Source organism: Mitsuaria sp. CC2 (assembly GCF_048957715.1).
In the GTDB taxonomy this organism is placed as follows: domain Bacteria; phylum Pseudomonadota; class Gammaproteobacteria; order Burkholderiales; family Burkholderiaceae_C; genus Roseateles.
On record NZ_JARVXN010000036.1, the window covers coordinates 18767 to 33766 of the forward strand.

Annotated in this window: 12 protein-coding genes and 1 pseudogene; 4 read left to right on the forward strand and 9 right to left on the reverse strand. The window is 69.1% G+C overall.

Going from position 1 to position 15000, the window contains the following annotated elements; all coding sequences use genetic code 11:
• Positions 1-89: 89 nt before the first annotated feature.
• The 4 genes from PV762_RS24030 to PV762_RS24045 all read right to left on the reverse strand — a co-directional run bounded on the left by PV762_RS24030 (position 90) and on the right by PV762_RS24045 (position 6095).
• On the reverse strand, positions 90-2882 hold the full coding sequence (locus PV762_RS24030; RefSeq protein WP_421037525.1) for a hypothetical protein: 2793 nt from the start codon (positions 2880-2882) through the stop codon (positions 90-92).
• 196 nt (positions 2883-3078) lie between these two features.
• Positions 3079-4407 carry a TRAP transporter large permease gene (locus PV762_RS24035; RefSeq protein WP_421037526.1) on the reverse strand — a complete coding sequence of 443 codons (1329 nt, stop codon included), beginning with the start codon at positions 4405-4407 and terminating at the stop codon, positions 3079-3081.
• Positions 4404-4994, reverse strand: a complete 591-nt coding sequence (locus PV762_RS24040; RefSeq protein ID WP_421037535.1) for a TRAP transporter small permease — start codon at positions 4992-4994, stop codon at positions 4404-4406. The genes PV762_RS24035 and PV762_RS24040 overlap by 4 nt, the downstream gene beginning before the upstream one ends.
• Before the next feature lie 78 nt (positions 4995-5072).
• Entirely contained in the window at positions 5073-6095 is a 1023-nt protein-coding gene (locus PV762_RS24045) for a TRAP transporter substrate-binding protein (protein ID WP_421037527.1), read from the reverse strand.
• A gap of 188 nt (positions 6096-6283) precedes the next feature.
• Here PV762_RS24045 and PV762_RS24050 point away from each other — a divergent pair, with 188 nt between their 5' ends.
• Positions 6284-8296 carry a sensor histidine kinase gene (locus PV762_RS24050; protein WP_421037528.1) on the forward strand — a complete coding sequence of 671 codons (2013 nt, stop codon included), beginning with the start codon at positions 6284-6286 and terminating at the stop codon, positions 8294-8296.
• Positions 8293-8940: a response regulator transcription factor gene (locus PV762_RS24055; RefSeq protein WP_421037530.1), complete on the forward strand. Its 648-nt coding sequence runs from the start codon at positions 8293-8295 to the stop codon at positions 8938-8940. The genes PV762_RS24050 and PV762_RS24055 overlap by 4 nt, the downstream gene beginning before the upstream one ends.
• Here PV762_RS24055 and PV762_RS24060 read toward each other — a convergent pair.
• Genes PV762_RS24060 through PV762_RS24070 form a run of 3 tightly spaced genes read right to left on the reverse strand, consistent with a single transcriptional unit; the run spans position 8917 to position 11322 of the window.
• On the reverse strand, positions 8917-10143 hold the full coding sequence (locus tag PV762_RS24060; protein ID WP_421037531.1) for a beta-ketoacyl-[acyl-carrier-protein] synthase family protein: 1227 nt from the start codon (positions 10141-10143) through the stop codon (positions 8917-8919). The genes PV762_RS24055 and PV762_RS24060 overlap by 24 nt on opposite strands.
• A gap of 14 nt (positions 10144-10157) precedes the next feature.
• On the reverse strand, positions 10158-10433 hold the full coding sequence (locus PV762_RS24065; RefSeq protein ID WP_297532421.1) for an acyl carrier protein: 276 nt from the start codon (positions 10431-10433) through the stop codon (positions 10158-10160).
• The gene (locus tag PV762_RS24070) at positions 10417-11322 is read right to left on the reverse strand and encodes an alpha/beta hydrolase (RefSeq protein ID WP_421037532.1); all 906 of its coding nucleotides are present in this window, start codon (positions 11320-11322) and stop codon (positions 10417-10419) included. Before PV762_RS24070 ends, PV762_RS24065 begins: the two co-directional genes overlap by 17 nt.
• A 135-nt stretch (positions 11323-11457) precedes the next feature.
• On the opposite strand from PV762_RS24070, the gene PV762_RS24075 reads away from it, so the two are divergent.
• Positions 11458-12147, forward strand: coding sequence for a response regulator (locus PV762_RS24075; RefSeq protein ID WP_297525182.1), 690 nt, complete (start codon positions 11458-11460; stop codon positions 12145-12147).
• A gap of 10 nt (positions 12148-12157) precedes the next feature.
• A complete protein-coding gene (locus tag PV762_RS24080; protein WP_421037533.1) occupies positions 12158-13555 on the forward strand; it encodes a sensor histidine kinase in 1398 nt (465 codons plus the stop codon).
• Between the two features lie 121 nt (positions 13556-13676).
• On the opposite strand, the gene PV762_RS24085 is transcribed toward PV762_RS24080, so the two are convergent.
• Complete coding sequence (locus PV762_RS24085; protein ID WP_421037534.1) at positions 13677-13925, reverse strand: hypothetical protein; 249 nt, start codon at positions 13923-13925, stop codon at positions 13677-13679.
• Between the two features lie 367 nt (positions 13926-14292).
• Positions 14293-15000 (reverse strand): annotated as a pseudogene (locus tag PV762_RS24090) (ATP-binding protein); the annotation flags it as partial.

A 15000-nucleotide genomic window follows, 5' to 3' on the forward strand; every position in this document is an offset into this window, starting at 1 on the left:
GTCCTGCCACCGACGCTGGACCTCACCCCCACCCACTCCCGCAAGCGGGAGAGGGAGTCCGACCGGCGGCCTTCACGCCCAGGCGCGCTTCACGGCCAGGCGCGCAGCAGCCAGTCGTTCAGCGTCTTGATGCGATCCGGATCGGCGCCGAGGACGCCGGCTTTCCAGACCGCGTACTGCAGCTTCTGTTCTGCCGTGCTGCGGTAGTCCGTCGACGCCATGACGTAGACGCCGGGTGACTTGAGCGTCAGCGGCTGCTTCGTCTGGTCGAGGCAGAAGCCGAAGCCCGCGGTGGGCTCCGCCTCGCCCAGATCCATGTTGTTGGGATCGCAGCGGCGCCAGATCGCCGGGTCGGTGACCGTGTAGAGCTGGTTGAACTGCTTGAACGCGCCGTTCAGCAGCTTCAACGTCAGTCCGGCCTGCAGCTTGTCGAGCCGCTTGAACGGCGAGGTCTGCGTCGCCTGCGTCGACACGGCCTCCATGAAGTTGATCGGGTTCAGGTGCTTGACCACCGCGGCCTTGCTGAAGCGGCCGCGGTTGTTGATGATCGACCGCGTGTCAGTCGGCACCCACAGCGGGATGTTGTTGTTGACGAACTGCGCCGACTTGATGCGCGCCTGCAGCAGGCGGATGTCGCTCAGCGTCGCGGCCGTGGACCGCGCCGGCGTCGCGTCGCCCAGCGTCTGCGACAACAGCGAGTCGAAGCCGGTCAGATAGGGCCAGTCGACCGAGAAATTCACCCAGTCGCTCTGCGCGCCGGGGTTCAGCGTGACCTGCATCTGGTACCACGCGTTGGTCCGCGTGTAGGAGCCAAGCTTGTTGCCCGTCTCCCAGGCCAGCAGCCATTCGCGGGTGATCTTGCCGGTGGCGTCGTTGTCCTGCTGGTAGACCATGTGCGGCGCAAGGAAGAAGGCGCTGACCGTGTTGAACGGCCATCCGCGCTTCTCGCCCCGTCCGGCCCAGGTCTTGGCCGTGGCGTCGTAGCTGCCGATGAACCAGCGCTGGTCGCCTTCCAGGCCGTAGCGCTGGGCCCACTCCCACTGCTGGACGAGGTTCCACTGCAGTGTGCTGCCGACGACCCGTTCGATGAAGGCGTTGGTGGTGAAGGCGGCGGGTTCCGTGGCGGTGCGGGCGGCCGAGAGCGACTTCATCAACTGCGCCGCGCCGACCTGCGCGCCGTACTGGCCCGTGGCCGCGACGTGGTTGCCGCGTCCGCCGCCGAGGAAGGCGTACAGCTCGAAGCCGGAGGGCTGCAGCATCGACTGGATCTCGTTGCGCTGCTGCGGCGTCAGGTGGCTCCAGTCGCCGAAGGTGCCGGAGCGGTGCGACTCGAACCACGCGGCGATCTTCTTCGAGGTGGCCAGCGGATCCAGGCGCCGGTTGTCGGCGGTGAAGGTCGCGCCGGTCTCGAAGGAGCCGGCCGCGTTGGCGCCCGTCGGCCAGATGTCCAGCGGATGCATCGCCGGCAGGTAGGAGTTCCAGTCGGGGAACTGGATGGGCAGCGGGATGTCGCGGGTGTTGAGCGTCGCGTTGGCGTCCATCACCTTGTCGACGTCGGCCTGCGTCAGCGCGAGCGCCGTGCCGTCGAGCGGCTTGCCGAACAGCGCCTTGACGGCATCCGACGGCGAGTCGAGCACGGCGTCCAGACCGGCGCCGGCCGCCCATTCGGTGACCGGCCTGCTGTCGATGCCGGCACCCGGCTGGTACGGCGGATTCCACGGCGCGGCCTGCGCCACGTGCGCCATGTCGCGCAGCGCATAACGCAGGTAGGCGGCGATCTGTCCGCCTTCGGCCTCGGTCAGGCCGTGGAAGCGGGAGCGCTGGACGATCGCATTGTTGGAGTAGTTGAAGTACTGGAGGTCCCGGCCGTCCGCGGCGTGGCACGAGGCGCACGCCGCGCGGAGCTGGTGGTTCACCAGCGTCGACTTCATCAGGCGGTTCTCCGCCTTCCACAGCTTCTCGCCGGCGGCGACGTCGGCGGTCAGCGTGCGGCCGGCCACCTTCTCGACGTTGATGTCGGTGCGTTCCACCGCGTTCGTCGCGAGGCTCTGTCCCTGCGCGTTGCGGAACTGCAGATCGATGACGCGGTAGCCGTTGGACTCGCCGTCGCTGCCGTTGAAGCGGAACTGCACGAGGTTCACGCCGCTGATCAGGCGCGCCTTGGTGGTCGCGTCCAGCGTCAGCTTCATGCGCGCGGTGTAGAGGCCGCCGCCGCGTTGCAGGCCGCCCTGCACGCGCTCGGCGTCCGCGAGCGTCATCGTGGCGTCGGTGATGTCGACCCAGGGGATCGCGCTCGCGTTGGCGACCGCCGTGCCGCCGAGGATGCGCAGGCTCGCCTTGATCCTGGCGGGCGTCTCGGTGGTGGCCTCGTATTCCGGAGGGCCGAAGAAGCCGCAGCGATGGCAGCGCAGCCACAGCTCGGTGGCGGCACCGATGCCGCTGACGTCGAGCGTCAGGTTGGCCGTGGCGACCGTCGGCGCGCTGGGCAGGCCGGCGCCGAGAACTTCCAGGGGCAGACGCAGCGCGGTGGTCGCGGTCGGACCGCTCGGTGGCGCTGGAGCGGGAGCTGGGGAAGGTGCAGGAGACGGCGCCGGTGCAGGCGAGGGCGCAGGCGAAGGGGCCGGCGCGGGAGAAGGCGCGGGAGAAGGCGCTGGGGCCGCGGGATCCGTGGGCGTGGTCGGCGTCGTCGGCGTCACGGGCGTCGTCGGCGGCGGAGGCGCTTCGGACACCGGGGGATCCGCTTGCGGTTTGGACTCGTCACCGTTCCCGCCACCGCAGGCGCTGAGCGCCGCGAGCAACGCGGCGGCCATGGCGGCCAGGGTTGATCGGGCGGCGGATCGACGGAGCCATTCGGCGGCGATGGGACGGGGGGCGGGCGCCATGCGGATTCCTTTCGGCGCTGCGGCCGGCGTGATCGGTCCCGACGCGCGGGTCGCGTCGGGGCAGCGCATTAAAGGAGCCCGCTCCCGGGCGCGTCAATCGATCGCGCCCCTCTGAAATCGACCGTTACCCGTGTTGCCGAATCCGGCGGTCGCCGCGCCACACCTCTACCTCTTGTGAGGGAGGCGGGGGCCAGGACTATCCGACAAGGCCCAGGGCCCTCGGCAGTGCCAGCGACAGCGTCGGCCAGTAGGTGACGACCATCAGGAAGCCCAGCATCGTGAGCAGCCACGGCCACACGGCGACGGTGAGTTCGGTGATCCCCATCTTCGTGATCCCCGAGGCCACGTAGAGGTTCAAGCCCACCGGCGGGTGGCAGAGGCCGACCTCCATGTTGACCGCCATCAGGATGCCCAGGTGCACCGGATCGACGCCGAGCTTGGCCGCCACCGGGAACAGGATGGGCGCCATGATCAGCACGATCGCGGCGGGGTCCATGAAGTTGCCCGCGCCCAGCAGGATGAGGTTGACCAGCAGCAGGAAGACGAACAGTCCGAAGCCCTGCGCCGACATCCACGCGGCCATCGTCTGCGGGATCTGCTCCGAGGCCATCAGGAAACTGAACAGCACCGCGTTGGTGATGATGTACAGCAGCATGGAGCTCATCGCGGCGGCCTTCAGCAGCACCTTGGGCACGTCCTTCAGGCCCATGTCCTTGTAGACGAAGACCGAGATGATGAAGGCGTACACGGCGGCCACGGCGGCCGCTTCGGTCGGCGTGAACTTGCCGCTGTAGATGCCGCCGATGACGACGACGATCAGCATCAGGCCCCAGAAGCTGTCGCGGAAGGCCTTGAAGCGCTCGGCCCAGGTGGCCTTGACCATGCGCGGGTAGTCGTACTTCTTGGCGCGGTACCAGGTCGTGATGCCCAGCAGCACCGACAGGCACACGCCCGGCACGACGCCGGCCATGAACAGCTGGCCGACGGAGGCGGTGCCGACGACCTCGCCGTGCGGGCCCGTCGCCGACATGCCGGCCGTGGCGATGGAGAACATCACCAGGTTGATCGACGGCGGGAACAGGATGCCCAGCGCGCCGGACGTCGTGATCACGCCAGCCCCGAACTGCTTCGGATAGCCCTGCCGGGTCATCGCCGGCAGGATGATGGAGCCGACCGCGACGACCGTCGCCACCGACGAGCCCGAGATCGCCGCGAACATCGCGCAGGCCAGCACGCCGGCCAGCCCGAGGCCGCCGTACCAGTGGCCGATCATGGTCGTGGCGAAGTGGATGATCCGCCGCGCCACCCCGCCGTGCGTCAGGAAGTTGCCCGCCAGGATGAAGAACGGGACGGCCATGATCTCGAACTTCTCGATGCCGGTGAACAGCTTGAGCGCGACCGATTCGATCGGCACGTTCGTCATCGTGAAGAGATAGGTCAGGACCGTCAGGCCCAGCGAGATCGAGATCGGCATGCCGGTGAGCATCAGCACCACCAGCAGCGAGAAGATGATCAGCGTGTTCATTTGACGTCCTCCTCGATGCCTTCGACGTGGCCGTGGTCCGCGTGCGGCACTTCACCGGTGCGGATGAAGGTCCAGAGCACCTGCAGGAAACGGAAGCACATCAGGTAGGAACCCAGCGGCACGCACGAATAGGCGATCCAGGTGGGGATCTCCAGGTCCGGGGAAGTCGGGCCTTCGAAGAGGTCGGGGTTCTCGATGCCCAATGCGTGCGTGAACGCGTAGTGCGCGCCGTTCTCCCACACGAAGGTCGCGCCCAGCGTGCCCACCGTCGCGGTGAACACCGCGCCGGCCAGCAGGCTGAACATCACGAGGTACTTCGCGTGTTCGGGCTTGAGCTTGCGCACCACCACGTCGACGCCGACGTGCGTCCCGGCGCGCACGCCGTAGGCCGCGCCGAACTTGGCCATCCACACGAACATGTAGATGCACAGCTCCTGCGCCCAGCTCACGTCGATGCGGATGACGTAGTCCTGCACCCCCGGCACCCCGGCCAGGAAGCGGTGCAGCACGGCCATCGCGATCACCAGCGTCGCGGCGCCCATGAGGCATGCGATCAGCGTTTCCTCGAGTCGGTCCAGCCATTTCAATGACATGGCGGTCTCCTTCAGGCAAAGAAAAGCCGCGCCGCCTGAGCAGGGCGCGGCTGAGGAAGGACGGTGAGCGGCTTACTTCGTCGGCGGGACGAAACCGGCGGCCTTGTAGGCGGCCTCGACGGTGCCCTTGCCAACGCGCGACTCCATCTCCTTGTGGACCGGCATCAGCGCCAGCTTCCACTCGTTCACTTCCGCCGGGGTCAGCGTGTAGATGGTGGTCTTGCCGCTGGCCTTGATCTTCTCGAAGGCCTGCTGGTTCTCGGTCTGCGCGATCGCGTTGGCGTAGGTCGTCGCGTCCTTGACGCTGCTGTCGACGATGGCCTTCAGATCGGCCGGCAGGCCGTCGTAGAACTTCTTGTTGATGATCAGCGCATAGGCCAGGTGGCCGTGGTTGCTGATCGTCGTGTGCTTCTGCACCTCGTAGGTCTTCTGCGTGTAGAAGTTGGACGGCACGCCTTCGGTGCCGTCGACCACGCCGGACTGCAGCGCCTGGTACAGCTCGGAGAAGGCCATCACCTGCGGGATCGCGCCCAGCGCGCGCATCTGCGCGTCCAGCACCTTGGAGGACTGGATCCGCATCTTCAGGCCCTTGAAGTCCGCCACATGGTGCAGCGGCTTGTTGGCGCTCATGATGTGGAAGCCGTTGTCCCAGAAGGCCAGGCCCTTGATGCCCTTGGGCTCGAGCTTCTTGAACAGCTCCATGCCCAGCGTGCTGGTCGTGTTGCGGAACGACGCGTCGTCCTTGAACAGGAAGGGCAGGTCGAAGACCTCGAACTCCTTGACGCCCAGCGGGCCGAACTTGGCCAGCGACGGGGCCAGCATCTGCACCGAGCCCAGCTGCAGCGCCTCGAGTTCTTCCTTGTCCTTGTAGAGCTGGCTGTTGGGGTAGACCTCGACCTTCAGCCTGCCCTTGCTGCGCTCCTCGGCGAGTTCCTTGAAGCGCTGCGCGCCCTTGCCCTTGGGGGTGTCGGGCGCGACGACGTGGCTCAGCTTGATGACGATCGGCGCCTGCGCGAAGGCGGACGCGGCGACGCCCGCTCCAGCGATGGCAAGGGCAGCCGACAGCAGCAGGCGGCGGGGGAACGTGGCGGACATGCGGTCTCCTGATGTTCTTCGCGAGTGTTCTTCGGGTTCCGCCGATCAGGCGCAGTGACGACCTGTCGCGGAATGTGGCGGATTGTGGAAATCCGGTTCCCGTGCCGCCAGTTGTGGACTTCCACATTGGGGAAACACGTATCCCGGGAGGCCCGTCGTGCGCTCTGCGCAGCGCCTAGACTGCCGCCATGGCCGCGTCCCGACGTCTCCTCCAACTGCTCAAACGCACGAGCTGGGCGTTGCCGCTGCTGCTCGCGCTGGCCTTCGCCGCGTCGCTCGGCGTGTGGCTGCGGCTCAGCGACATGCGCGATCTCGAGGAGGAACGGCTCACGCTGATCGCCGACGCGCTGTCGCTGGAGGCGCGCATCTCCGACTGGCTCAACGCGGAGCATGCGGCGGTCGATCGCCTGGCTCAGCAGCTGCCGGGGAACGTCGACGACCAGATGCTGCTGAACCATCGGGCGGTCGCTGAAGGGCTGCGGCGCCTGTGGGTCAGCGCGACGGTGCTCGACGCCAACAACCGCGTCATCGCGCATGTGCCGCAGCAGACGCCGCAGGCGCTGGCGCCGTCGCGGGAGCGCAGCGGCGTGAGCCTGGATGAAGGCGGCCTGACCGCGCACTGGAGCGCCCCGCGGCCGCAGGGGGGCCGGCTGGTCGTGCGCTTCGCGCCGAGCGCGCTGCTGCGGCAGACGCTGCCGTGGTGGCTCGCGCAGAAGTACGACGTGAGACTCGTTGACGGGCTGGGACAGCGGCTGGCGCAGACCGGTGATGCGCTGGCGCAGACCGGCGATTCGCTCGCGCTGACCGGCACGCAGAGCTACCGTGTCAGCGTCGACCCGGCGATGCGCGAGACCTGGCTCGAACTCAACACCCGCGTGCCGCATCGGCCATGGTGGTACACGCTGGCGGCGGCGCTGATGGGCGTTTTCCTGCTGTTGTCGGCGCTGGCCAGCGCGATGCTGCGCCGGCAGATGCGCGAGGTGCGGCGCGCCGAAGGCGAGGCACGGACCGAGGCGGCGTGGCGTCGCGCGGTCGAGGACTCGTTGACGGTGGGCCTGCGCGGTCGCGACCTGGAAGGCCGGTTGACGCACGTGAACCGCGCGTTCTGCGATCTGGTGGGCTACAGCGCCGAAGACCTGCTCGGGCAGCTGCCGCCGATGCCGTACTGGCTGCCCGACGAGATGGCGGACAGCCTGCGCCGCCACCGGCGCAACATGGCCGGCGGCGCGCCGCGCGAGGGCTACGAGGCGCGCTGGATGCATCGTGACGGGCACGAACTGGACGTGATGATCTTCGAGGCGCCGCTGGTGGACGCGAACGGCGTGCAGATCGGCTGGATGGGCTCGATCGTCGACATCAGCGCGCGCAAGCAGACCGAGGAGCGCGACCGCCGCCGCACGGAGGCGCTGGCGCACCAGGCGCGGCTGAGCACGCTGGGCGAGGTGGCGTCGGCGCTGGCGCATCAGCTGAACCAGCCGCTGGCGGCGATCGCCGGCTACAACGCGGGCGCGCTGCGTTCGCTGGAACGCGTCGGCCAGACCGACGAGATCGTGATGGAGGCGCTGCGTCGGCTCGGCGAGCAGGCGCAGGAGGCCGGGCGCATCGTGCAGCGCATCCGGGCCTTCCTGACGCGGCGCGCGCCGCAGCCGGAACGCTGCGCGGTGCCGGAGCTCGCGGCGCGGGTGCTGGCGCTGCTCAAGCGCGACCTGCGCGGCGTGCTCGTCGAGGTGGCGATGCCGACGGGGCTGCCGGACGTGCAGGCCGATGCGGTGCTCATCGAGCAGGTGCTGATCAACCTCGTCCGCAATGCACTCGATGAATTGCATGGCAAGCCGGGCTCGCAGGTGCGCATCGCCGCGCAGCGCGTCGGCGATCGCTTCGTTCGGGTCGATGTCGACGACAACGGCCCGGGGCTGCAGGGACGCGGGATCGATCAGCTGACGACGGCGTTCTATTCGACGAAGTCCGAGGGGATGGGCATGGGACTGGCGATCTGCCGTTCCGTGATCGAGGCGCATCACGGCGGCATGGAGGCCGGCGCGAGCGCGCTCGGCGGCGCGAGGATCAGCTTCACGCTGCCGCTGTGCCCGGGGCAGGGCGCGTGCGACGGCAGCGAGTTCGCCGACGGCAGCAGTTCCGGCATCGGTGTTGGCACAGGCATTGACCGCGGCATCGGACAACACAAGGAGGGCGCGCGATGAGCGACCCACAGGCGACGGTCCACCTGGTGGACGACGAGGCGGCGGTGCGCGATGCGCTGGCCTTCCTGATGCGCACGCACGGGTTGCGGGTGGAGCCGCATGCGAGCGGCCCGGCGTTGTTCGAGGCGCTCGATCGCGCGATCGAGCCGCACGGCTGCATCGTGCTGGACGTGCGGATGGAGCCGCTGTCGGGCCTTCAGGTGCACGACGAATTGATCGCGCGCGGCGTGCCGCTGCCGGTGATCTTCCTGAGCGGTCACGGCGACATTCCGATGGCGGTGGACGCGATGCAGAAGGGCGCGCTCGACTTCGTCGAGAAGCCTTTCAACGACCAGGCGCTGGTCAACAAGGTGCAGCGCGCGATCGCGACGGACATCCACCGCTGGCGCGAGTCCCGCGTCCACGCGGACGTCGCCGGCAAGCTCGCCAGCCTGACCGACCGCGAACGCGAGGTCGCGGTGCTGGTCGCGGCCGGCAAGCTCAACAAGCAGGTCGCCGACGAGCTCGGCATCGCGATCCGCACGGTGGAGGTCCACCGCGCGAGAGCGTTCACCAAGCTCGGCCTGCGCTCCGCGGCGGAGCTGGCGACGATGCTGGAGCGGTTTGAGGTGAAAGGCGGCTCAGGCCGCCCGGATCACCAGTGACACGTTGCTGCCACCGAACGCGAACGAGTTGCTGACCATGGCCTTCGACGGATCGAAGGCTCGCGGTTCGCGGATCACGTCGGCGATCTCTTCGAGCAGGCTCGTGTCGATGTGCGCGCTCGGCGGGAGCTGACCGCGGCGCATCGCCTGGACGCAGGCGACCAGTTCCAGCGCGCCGCCGGCGCCGATCAGGTGGCCGTGCAGGGCCTTGGTCGCGCTGACCGGCACGCCGCGCACGCCGAAGACGCGCGACAGCGATTCCGCCTCGACCGTGTCGCCCACGTCCGTCGCCGTGCCGTGCGCGTTCACATAGCCGACCTGCGACGCCTCGATGCCCGCATCCGCCAGCGCCGCGCGCAGCGCGCGTTCCTGGCCGTCGGCGTCGGGCCGTGACAGGTGCACCGCATCCACGCTATGCCCGTAGCCGGCTAGCACGGCAAGCGCCGACGCGGCGCGTGCGCGGGCGTGGCTCTCCGTCTCCAGCACCAGCGCCGCCGCGCCCTCGCCCAGCACCAGGCCGTTGCGCGCATCGTCGAACGGCCGGCAGCTGCGCGACGGATCTTCCGGATCCGCCGGCGCCATCACGCCCATCGCCTGCCACGCCGCCACCGAGCCCGGGTTCAGCATCGCCTCCGAGCCCCCGACCAGCGCCACATCCGCGCGCCCCTGGCGCAGCAGCATCAGCGCCTCGCCGATCGCCTGCGCCGACGAGGCGCAGGCGTTGGAGATCGTCAGCATCGCCGCCTTCAGCCCGTACTTCATCGCCAGGTGCGAAGCGGCCGAGTTGCTCATCACCCGCACCACCGTGTAGGGATGGATGCGCGGCGTCTCCTTCGTCAGGTGCTCGCCGTAAGACTGCTGCAGCGCGTTCGAGCCGCCCAGGCCCGTGCCCCAGGCCACCGCCGAGCGCTCCGGCGTCGCCGACGTCGCCGGCAGGCCGGACTGCGTCCACGCCTCGCGCGCCGCGTGCAGCGCCATCAGGCTGTGGCGGTCGTGCAGGTTGCGCTGCGCCGGCGGCATGTCCTGTCCCAGCGGCAGCGTCACGGCCGCCGCCGCGAACGGCGCCACGCCGCGTGTCGGTTCCCCCGGCTGCAGCGTGATCCCCGACCGCCCCAGCGCCAGCGCCTGCGCCAGCGAGTCCGCGTCCGGGCCGAGCGCGCTGCACGCGCCGATGCCGGTGATCCATACCGCTTCCGGGCTCATGCCGGCACCGGCGCTCAGGCGGCGACGGCCGCGGGCGTGCCGCCGGCGTCGGCCTTGGCGGCCAGCTGCGCGTCCACGATGGCGGCCAGCCCGACGATCGTCGGCTGCTTCATCGCGGTGTCGTGGTCGATCTCGATGTGGAACTTGTCCTCCACCGCGAACATGAAGTCGACCAGCATCAGCGAGTCCAGCCCCAGTTCGGCGAAGGTGACGTCGTTCTTCAGTTCGTCGTCGTTCATGCCCAGCTCGTGGCAGGCCAGTTGACGGAGTTGATCAAGCGTGTTGCTCATGGCGGAGGTCCTCGGTCGTGGTCAAAGGGGAAGGGCGCTCGGACAGTGCCTCGACGGGCACCAGGCGCTGCAGGAACTGACGCGCCGCCTGGGTGACGGCGCCGCGTTCGTTGTCCAATGTCAGCATGTGATAGCTGTGATGGAACCAGTGCACCTCGGGCGTCGTGGCCAGATGGCGCTGCAGCTCCAGCACCGAACGGGGACCGCTGACGTCGTCCTCGCTCGCATGCAGGACGACCGCGGGCGCGTCGATCTCGTGCAGCCGGCGGCGCACGAGGCGGATCATCCGGGACGCCTGGTACAGCGACGCGGCCGGCAGCCGGTCCGCGCCGGCGGCGGAGACGTGGCTCGCATTCATCGCCTGCGCGACCCACTCGCGCAGCCGTTCGTTCTTGATGCCGTAGGGCGGCGTCTCGCGGAAGGCCAGCCACTGGCGCAGCGGCGGCACGTAGGCCAGCGGCAGCAGCCGGCGCCACGGCGAGACGTTCCAGCCGTCGAAGTGCAGGCTGGTGGACAGCAGCATCAACGCCGCCGCCGGCCGTTTCAGCGCCAGGGCCAGCGCCAGCACGGCCCCCATCGACAGCCCGCCGACGGCCACGCGGTCGTGCTTCGCGGCCAGCGCGTCGAAGTGCGCGGCCGCCATCTCGACCCATTGCTCGAAGGGCGGGACCGCGCGGCGGACCGGCGGGTCGGCGGCCGGCGCGCCGGCGACCGGGGGCACGACGCCGTAGCCGTCCAGGGCGGGCGCTTCCACGACGTAGCCGGCGTCGCGCAGCGCGCGGGCCAGCGGCATCATCTCCAGCGGGTTGGCGCACAGGCCGTGCAGGAGCAGCACGGCGGGGCGCGGATCCGGCTGGGCGGGGAAGTCGGGGTGGGCGGTGTTCGGCATAGACGGCAGTCTGTCCAAGCTCGCTGTTGCGGACTTGACGACAAGCTGTCCGCAACCTGTCGGCGCCGTTGCCCTCAGGTTTCTGACAGGTGACGGATTGGCCCGTGCAAGGGTCTGGCTTTATGCTGACGCTCCATGCGAATCCTCCTGGTCGAAGACGATGAGTTCCTGGCGGAGTCCACCGCCCGGGCGCTGCGCTCGCAGTCCTGGGTCGTGGACGTCAGCGCCCGCGGCGAACCCGTGCCGCTGTCGCTGCGCGAGGACCGTTACGACCTGCTCATCCTGGACATCGGTCTGGCCGGCATCGACGGTTTCGAGACGCTGCGGCGCGTGCGCGCGCAGGGCAGCACGACGCCGGTCCTGCTGCTGACGGCGCGCGACGCCGTCGAGGACCGCGTGCGCGGCCTGGAAGGCGGCGCCGACGACTACCTGGTCAAGCCCTTCGCGCTGAGCGAGCTGATCGCCCGCGCCCGCGCGCTGGTGCGCCGCAGCCAGGCCCGCACCGGCAACGAGTTGAGACTCTCCTCGCTGCGCATGGACATGGAGGCGCGCCGCGCCTACATCGCCGAGGAGCCGCTGGCGCTGTCGGCCCGCGAGTGGGACGTGCTGGGTTTCCTGCTGGCGCGCGCCGGCAAGGTGGTGGCCAAGGAGCAGATCGCCTCGGCCAGCAACGGCTGGGAGCAGGGCGTGAGCGACAACGCGATCGAGGTCTGCGTCTCGCGCCTGCGGGCCAAGATCGAGCCCGCCGGCCTGCAGTTGCGCACCGTGCGCGGCCTGGGCTACCTGCTGGAAGAGATGCCGTCCCCGCCGGCCGCCAAGGCCTGACCCCCGCGGCATGACCGAGTCGTCCCAGCCCCGCGGCGGCCGGACCTTCAGCCTCAAGCAGCGGCTGCTGATCTGGCTGATGTTCCCCGTGCTGGTCGCGGTGCCCGCGGCCGGCTTCATGCTGTACCGGGTCATGCACGACACGGCGATCTCCTGGCTGGACCAGGCGCTGGGCGACACGGCGCTGGCGGTGGCCAGCCTGCTGCGCGAGCGCGACGGGCAGGTCGTCGTCGACGTGTCGGGGCCGACCGACCGGGCGCTGCGTTTCGACCGCACCGACCGCATCTACTACCTGGTGCTCGATCCGGCGGGGGAGGTGCTGCTCGGCGACGTGCAGCTCGCGCGGCTGAAGCTGCCCAAGCGCAAGCCCAACGAATGGGTCTTCACGCTGGCATCGCTGGACGGCGAATCGCTGCGCGCCGCGGCGCTCGGCGCCACCTGCGGCAACGGGCATGTCTGCCAGATCCTGGTCGCCGAGACCTTGAACAAGCGCGATGCCCTGCAGCAGCAACTGCTCGTGGTCGTCGTGCTGCTGATCGGCGGCATGGCCGTATTGCTGGCGGGCGCCGGCTGGTGGGCGACCTACCGCGGCCTGCGGCCCTTGTCGCAGCTGAGCGCGGAACTGGAACAACGCGACCTCGCGCGCCTGGAGCCGCTGCAGCACGACGTGCCCGGCGAGTTGCGGCCGCTGATCGCGGCGTTCAACCGGCTCTTCGAGCGGCTGCGTCGGGCGTCCTCGGCGCAGCAGGACTTCCTCGCGAATGCGGCGCATCAGTTGCGCACGCCGCTGACCTCGCTGCGCACCGAGATCGACCTGGCCCTGCTGGAGCCGCACGATCCGCAGATGGAGCCGGTGCTCAAGCGGCTGCAGGGGTCGGTGGACCGCAGCGCGCGGCTGGCGACGCAGATGCTGTCGATCGCGCGTGCCGAGGCCGAGCCCGGCGGCCGTGAGCAGCCGGTGAACCTGCGCGACATCGCCGCGCAGGTCGCGGAGGACTGGGTGCCGCGTGCGCTGCAGGCCGGCGCGGACATCGAGTTCGAGCTGGAGAGCGCGCCGGTGCTGGGGCAGAGCTTCCTGTTGCGGGAGCTGCTGTCCAACGTGCTGCACAACAGCCTGAACTACGCCGGGCCGACTCCGCGCATCACGGTGCGCACCGGCAGCGACGGCGAGTGGTCCCGCATGGAGGTCGAGGACAACGGCCCCGGCATCCCGCCGCAGGACCGCGAACGCGCGCTGCGCCGCTTCGAGCGCGGCAGCGAGTCCAAGGGCACGGGCAGCGGCCTGGGCCTGGCGATCGCGTTGGACATCGCGCAGCGGCATCGCGGGAAGCTGGAGCTGCTCGATGCGACGCAGGGTCAGGGCTTGCGGGTGCGGTTGAGCGTGCCGAGAGAGCAGCCGCAGGGCTGATGCCAAGGCGCTTGGCTTCTTCCGTTCTCTGGCACGGCTTGCAAAGCAAAACGCCCGGCACAAGCCGGGCGTTTTGCCTGAGGCCGCAAGGCCTCCATCGACGCAGCGCGACCGTCAGGTCTTACTGCGCCGCAGCGACTTGGATGCTGTCGGACGAGGTATCGCGGCGGCCGGTCACGTAGACCGTCGGCAGCTGCTGACGCTTGACCGAGATCACCACCGGATCGAGTGTGACGATCTGGGCGCGCATCTCGCGCTGACCTTCTGCATGGGCCATGCCCAGACCCATCACCACGGCGGCGAGTGCGCCGAAAGCGACGGCCTTGATGCTGCGGCTGGTGGCGGATTCGATGTCGAGGCGGTGGGTCATGTGGTTCTCCTGGGTCGGTGGGCTGTGTCGATGGATGGAGTGTCGTCATCGACGCCCCGCGTTTCGAGCACCAGGAGACGAAGCCGCAGCGCAGCGGCGTGAGCTGCATGGGCGGCGGATGAGCGGATGTGAGGAGGGCACGGATTCGGATTTGTAGCCGGTGCGTGCGCGTTTCCGCGGTTGGCCCTCACGCTCGGCAGCGTGATCACGGCTACGCGAGGGACTGCTTTGCAGCGGGTGCGGTCTGTCGTTGAGCCACGACGGACGCCGGCCACGCGGCCGGAAGCAGTCCTCCGGGAACGGTCCGAGTGGTCCCGCCATAAAGCGCCAGCCGAGCCCTCGCCTGGCATCGCACGAAGTCCACGACTTAGAGCGAGTAGCCGTTCGTCGCCGTCTTCAACAGAGGTTGGCCGTTGTTACTTGGCTGCTTGATCTGCCTGCTTGCAAATACGTTGATGTCCAGGGCAGGCTTCTCACGGGCAGCGGTGATCTGTTTGAGGCCTGCAGGCGTCAGGACAAGGTAGCAACCCTCGCCCCACAGAGACTCCGCATCGATATCAACCGGCCCGGCGTCACGCCACCAATGGAGCTTTGCGACCACTGCTCCGCTAGCGTCAAGGAAGACGCTGGGTTCGTCGTCATGCGCGCGCCAGCGGAGCCTCATCAACCAGTTTGGGCACAACGCGAATGGATAGGCCGCTGCGTCGAAGCCCGTATCAACCGAACAAACAACTCGCCTTACCAGCGTCGGCGCCAGTTCCCGATCGAAGACGACGTGCCGCCCTAGCCATACAGCGATTGGCAACGAGTCATAGCACTGGTCGAAGTCCTCTCCGTCGGTTTGTGCCGAGGGTGCTCGAAATCGATAGAGACGATGCTCTGACTGGCGTGGCTTGAAGATCTTGATGCGCGAAACCTCGGCTACGACTTGGCCATCGTGATGTGCCGGGAACGGCGCCAGGTCGCTGTCGACCTCGTCAACCCATTTCCGCTCTCGTTCGGACCAACCCGCGTGCCGATCAAGCAACGGCATGCGAAGCCATTCGGGACGCACCTGTGGGAGCTTCAGCGGCCG

Coding starts and splice junctions, on each gene's coding strand:
- PV762_RS24035 (WP_421037526.1), bottom strand. CDS start 4,407: ATGAACACGCTGATCATCTTCTCGCTGCTGGTGGTGCTGATGCTCACC.
- PV762_RS24065 (WP_297532421.1), bottom strand. CDS start 10,433: ATGAGCAACACGCTTGATCAACTCCGTCAACTGGCCTGCCACGAGCTG.
- PV762_RS24045 (WP_421037527.1), bottom strand. CDS start 6,095: ATGTCCGCCACGTTCCCCCGCCGCCTGCTGCTGTCGGCTGCCCTTGCC.
- PV762_RS24080 (WP_421037533.1), top strand. CDS start 12,158: ATGACCGAGTCGTCCCAGCCCCGCGGCGGCCGGACCTTCAGCCTCAAG.
- PV762_RS24070 (WP_421037532.1), bottom strand. CDS start 11,322: ATGCCGAACACCGCCCACCCCGACTTCCCCGCCCAGCCGGATCCGCGC.
- PV762_RS24050 (WP_421037528.1), top strand. CDS start 6,284: ATGGCCGCGTCCCGACGTCTCCTCCAACTGCTCAAACGCACGAGCTGG.
- PV762_RS24030 (WP_421037525.1), bottom strand. CDS start 2,882: ATGGCGCCCGCCCCCCGTCCCATCGCCGCCGAATGGCTCCGTCGATCC.
- PV762_RS24085 (WP_421037534.1), bottom strand. CDS start 13,925: ATGACCCACCGCCTCGACATCGAATCCGCCACCAGCCGCAGCATCAAG.
- PV762_RS24075 (WP_297525182.1), top strand. CDS start 11,458: ATGCGAATCCTCCTGGTCGAAGACGATGAGTTCCTGGCGGAGTCCACC.
- PV762_RS24055 (WP_421037530.1), top strand. CDS start 8,293: ATGAGCGACCCACAGGCGACGGTCCACCTGGTGGACGACGAGGCGGCG.
- PV762_RS24060 (WP_421037531.1), bottom strand. CDS start 10,143: ATGAGCCCGGAAGCGGTATGGATCACCGGCATCGGCGCGTGCAGCGCG.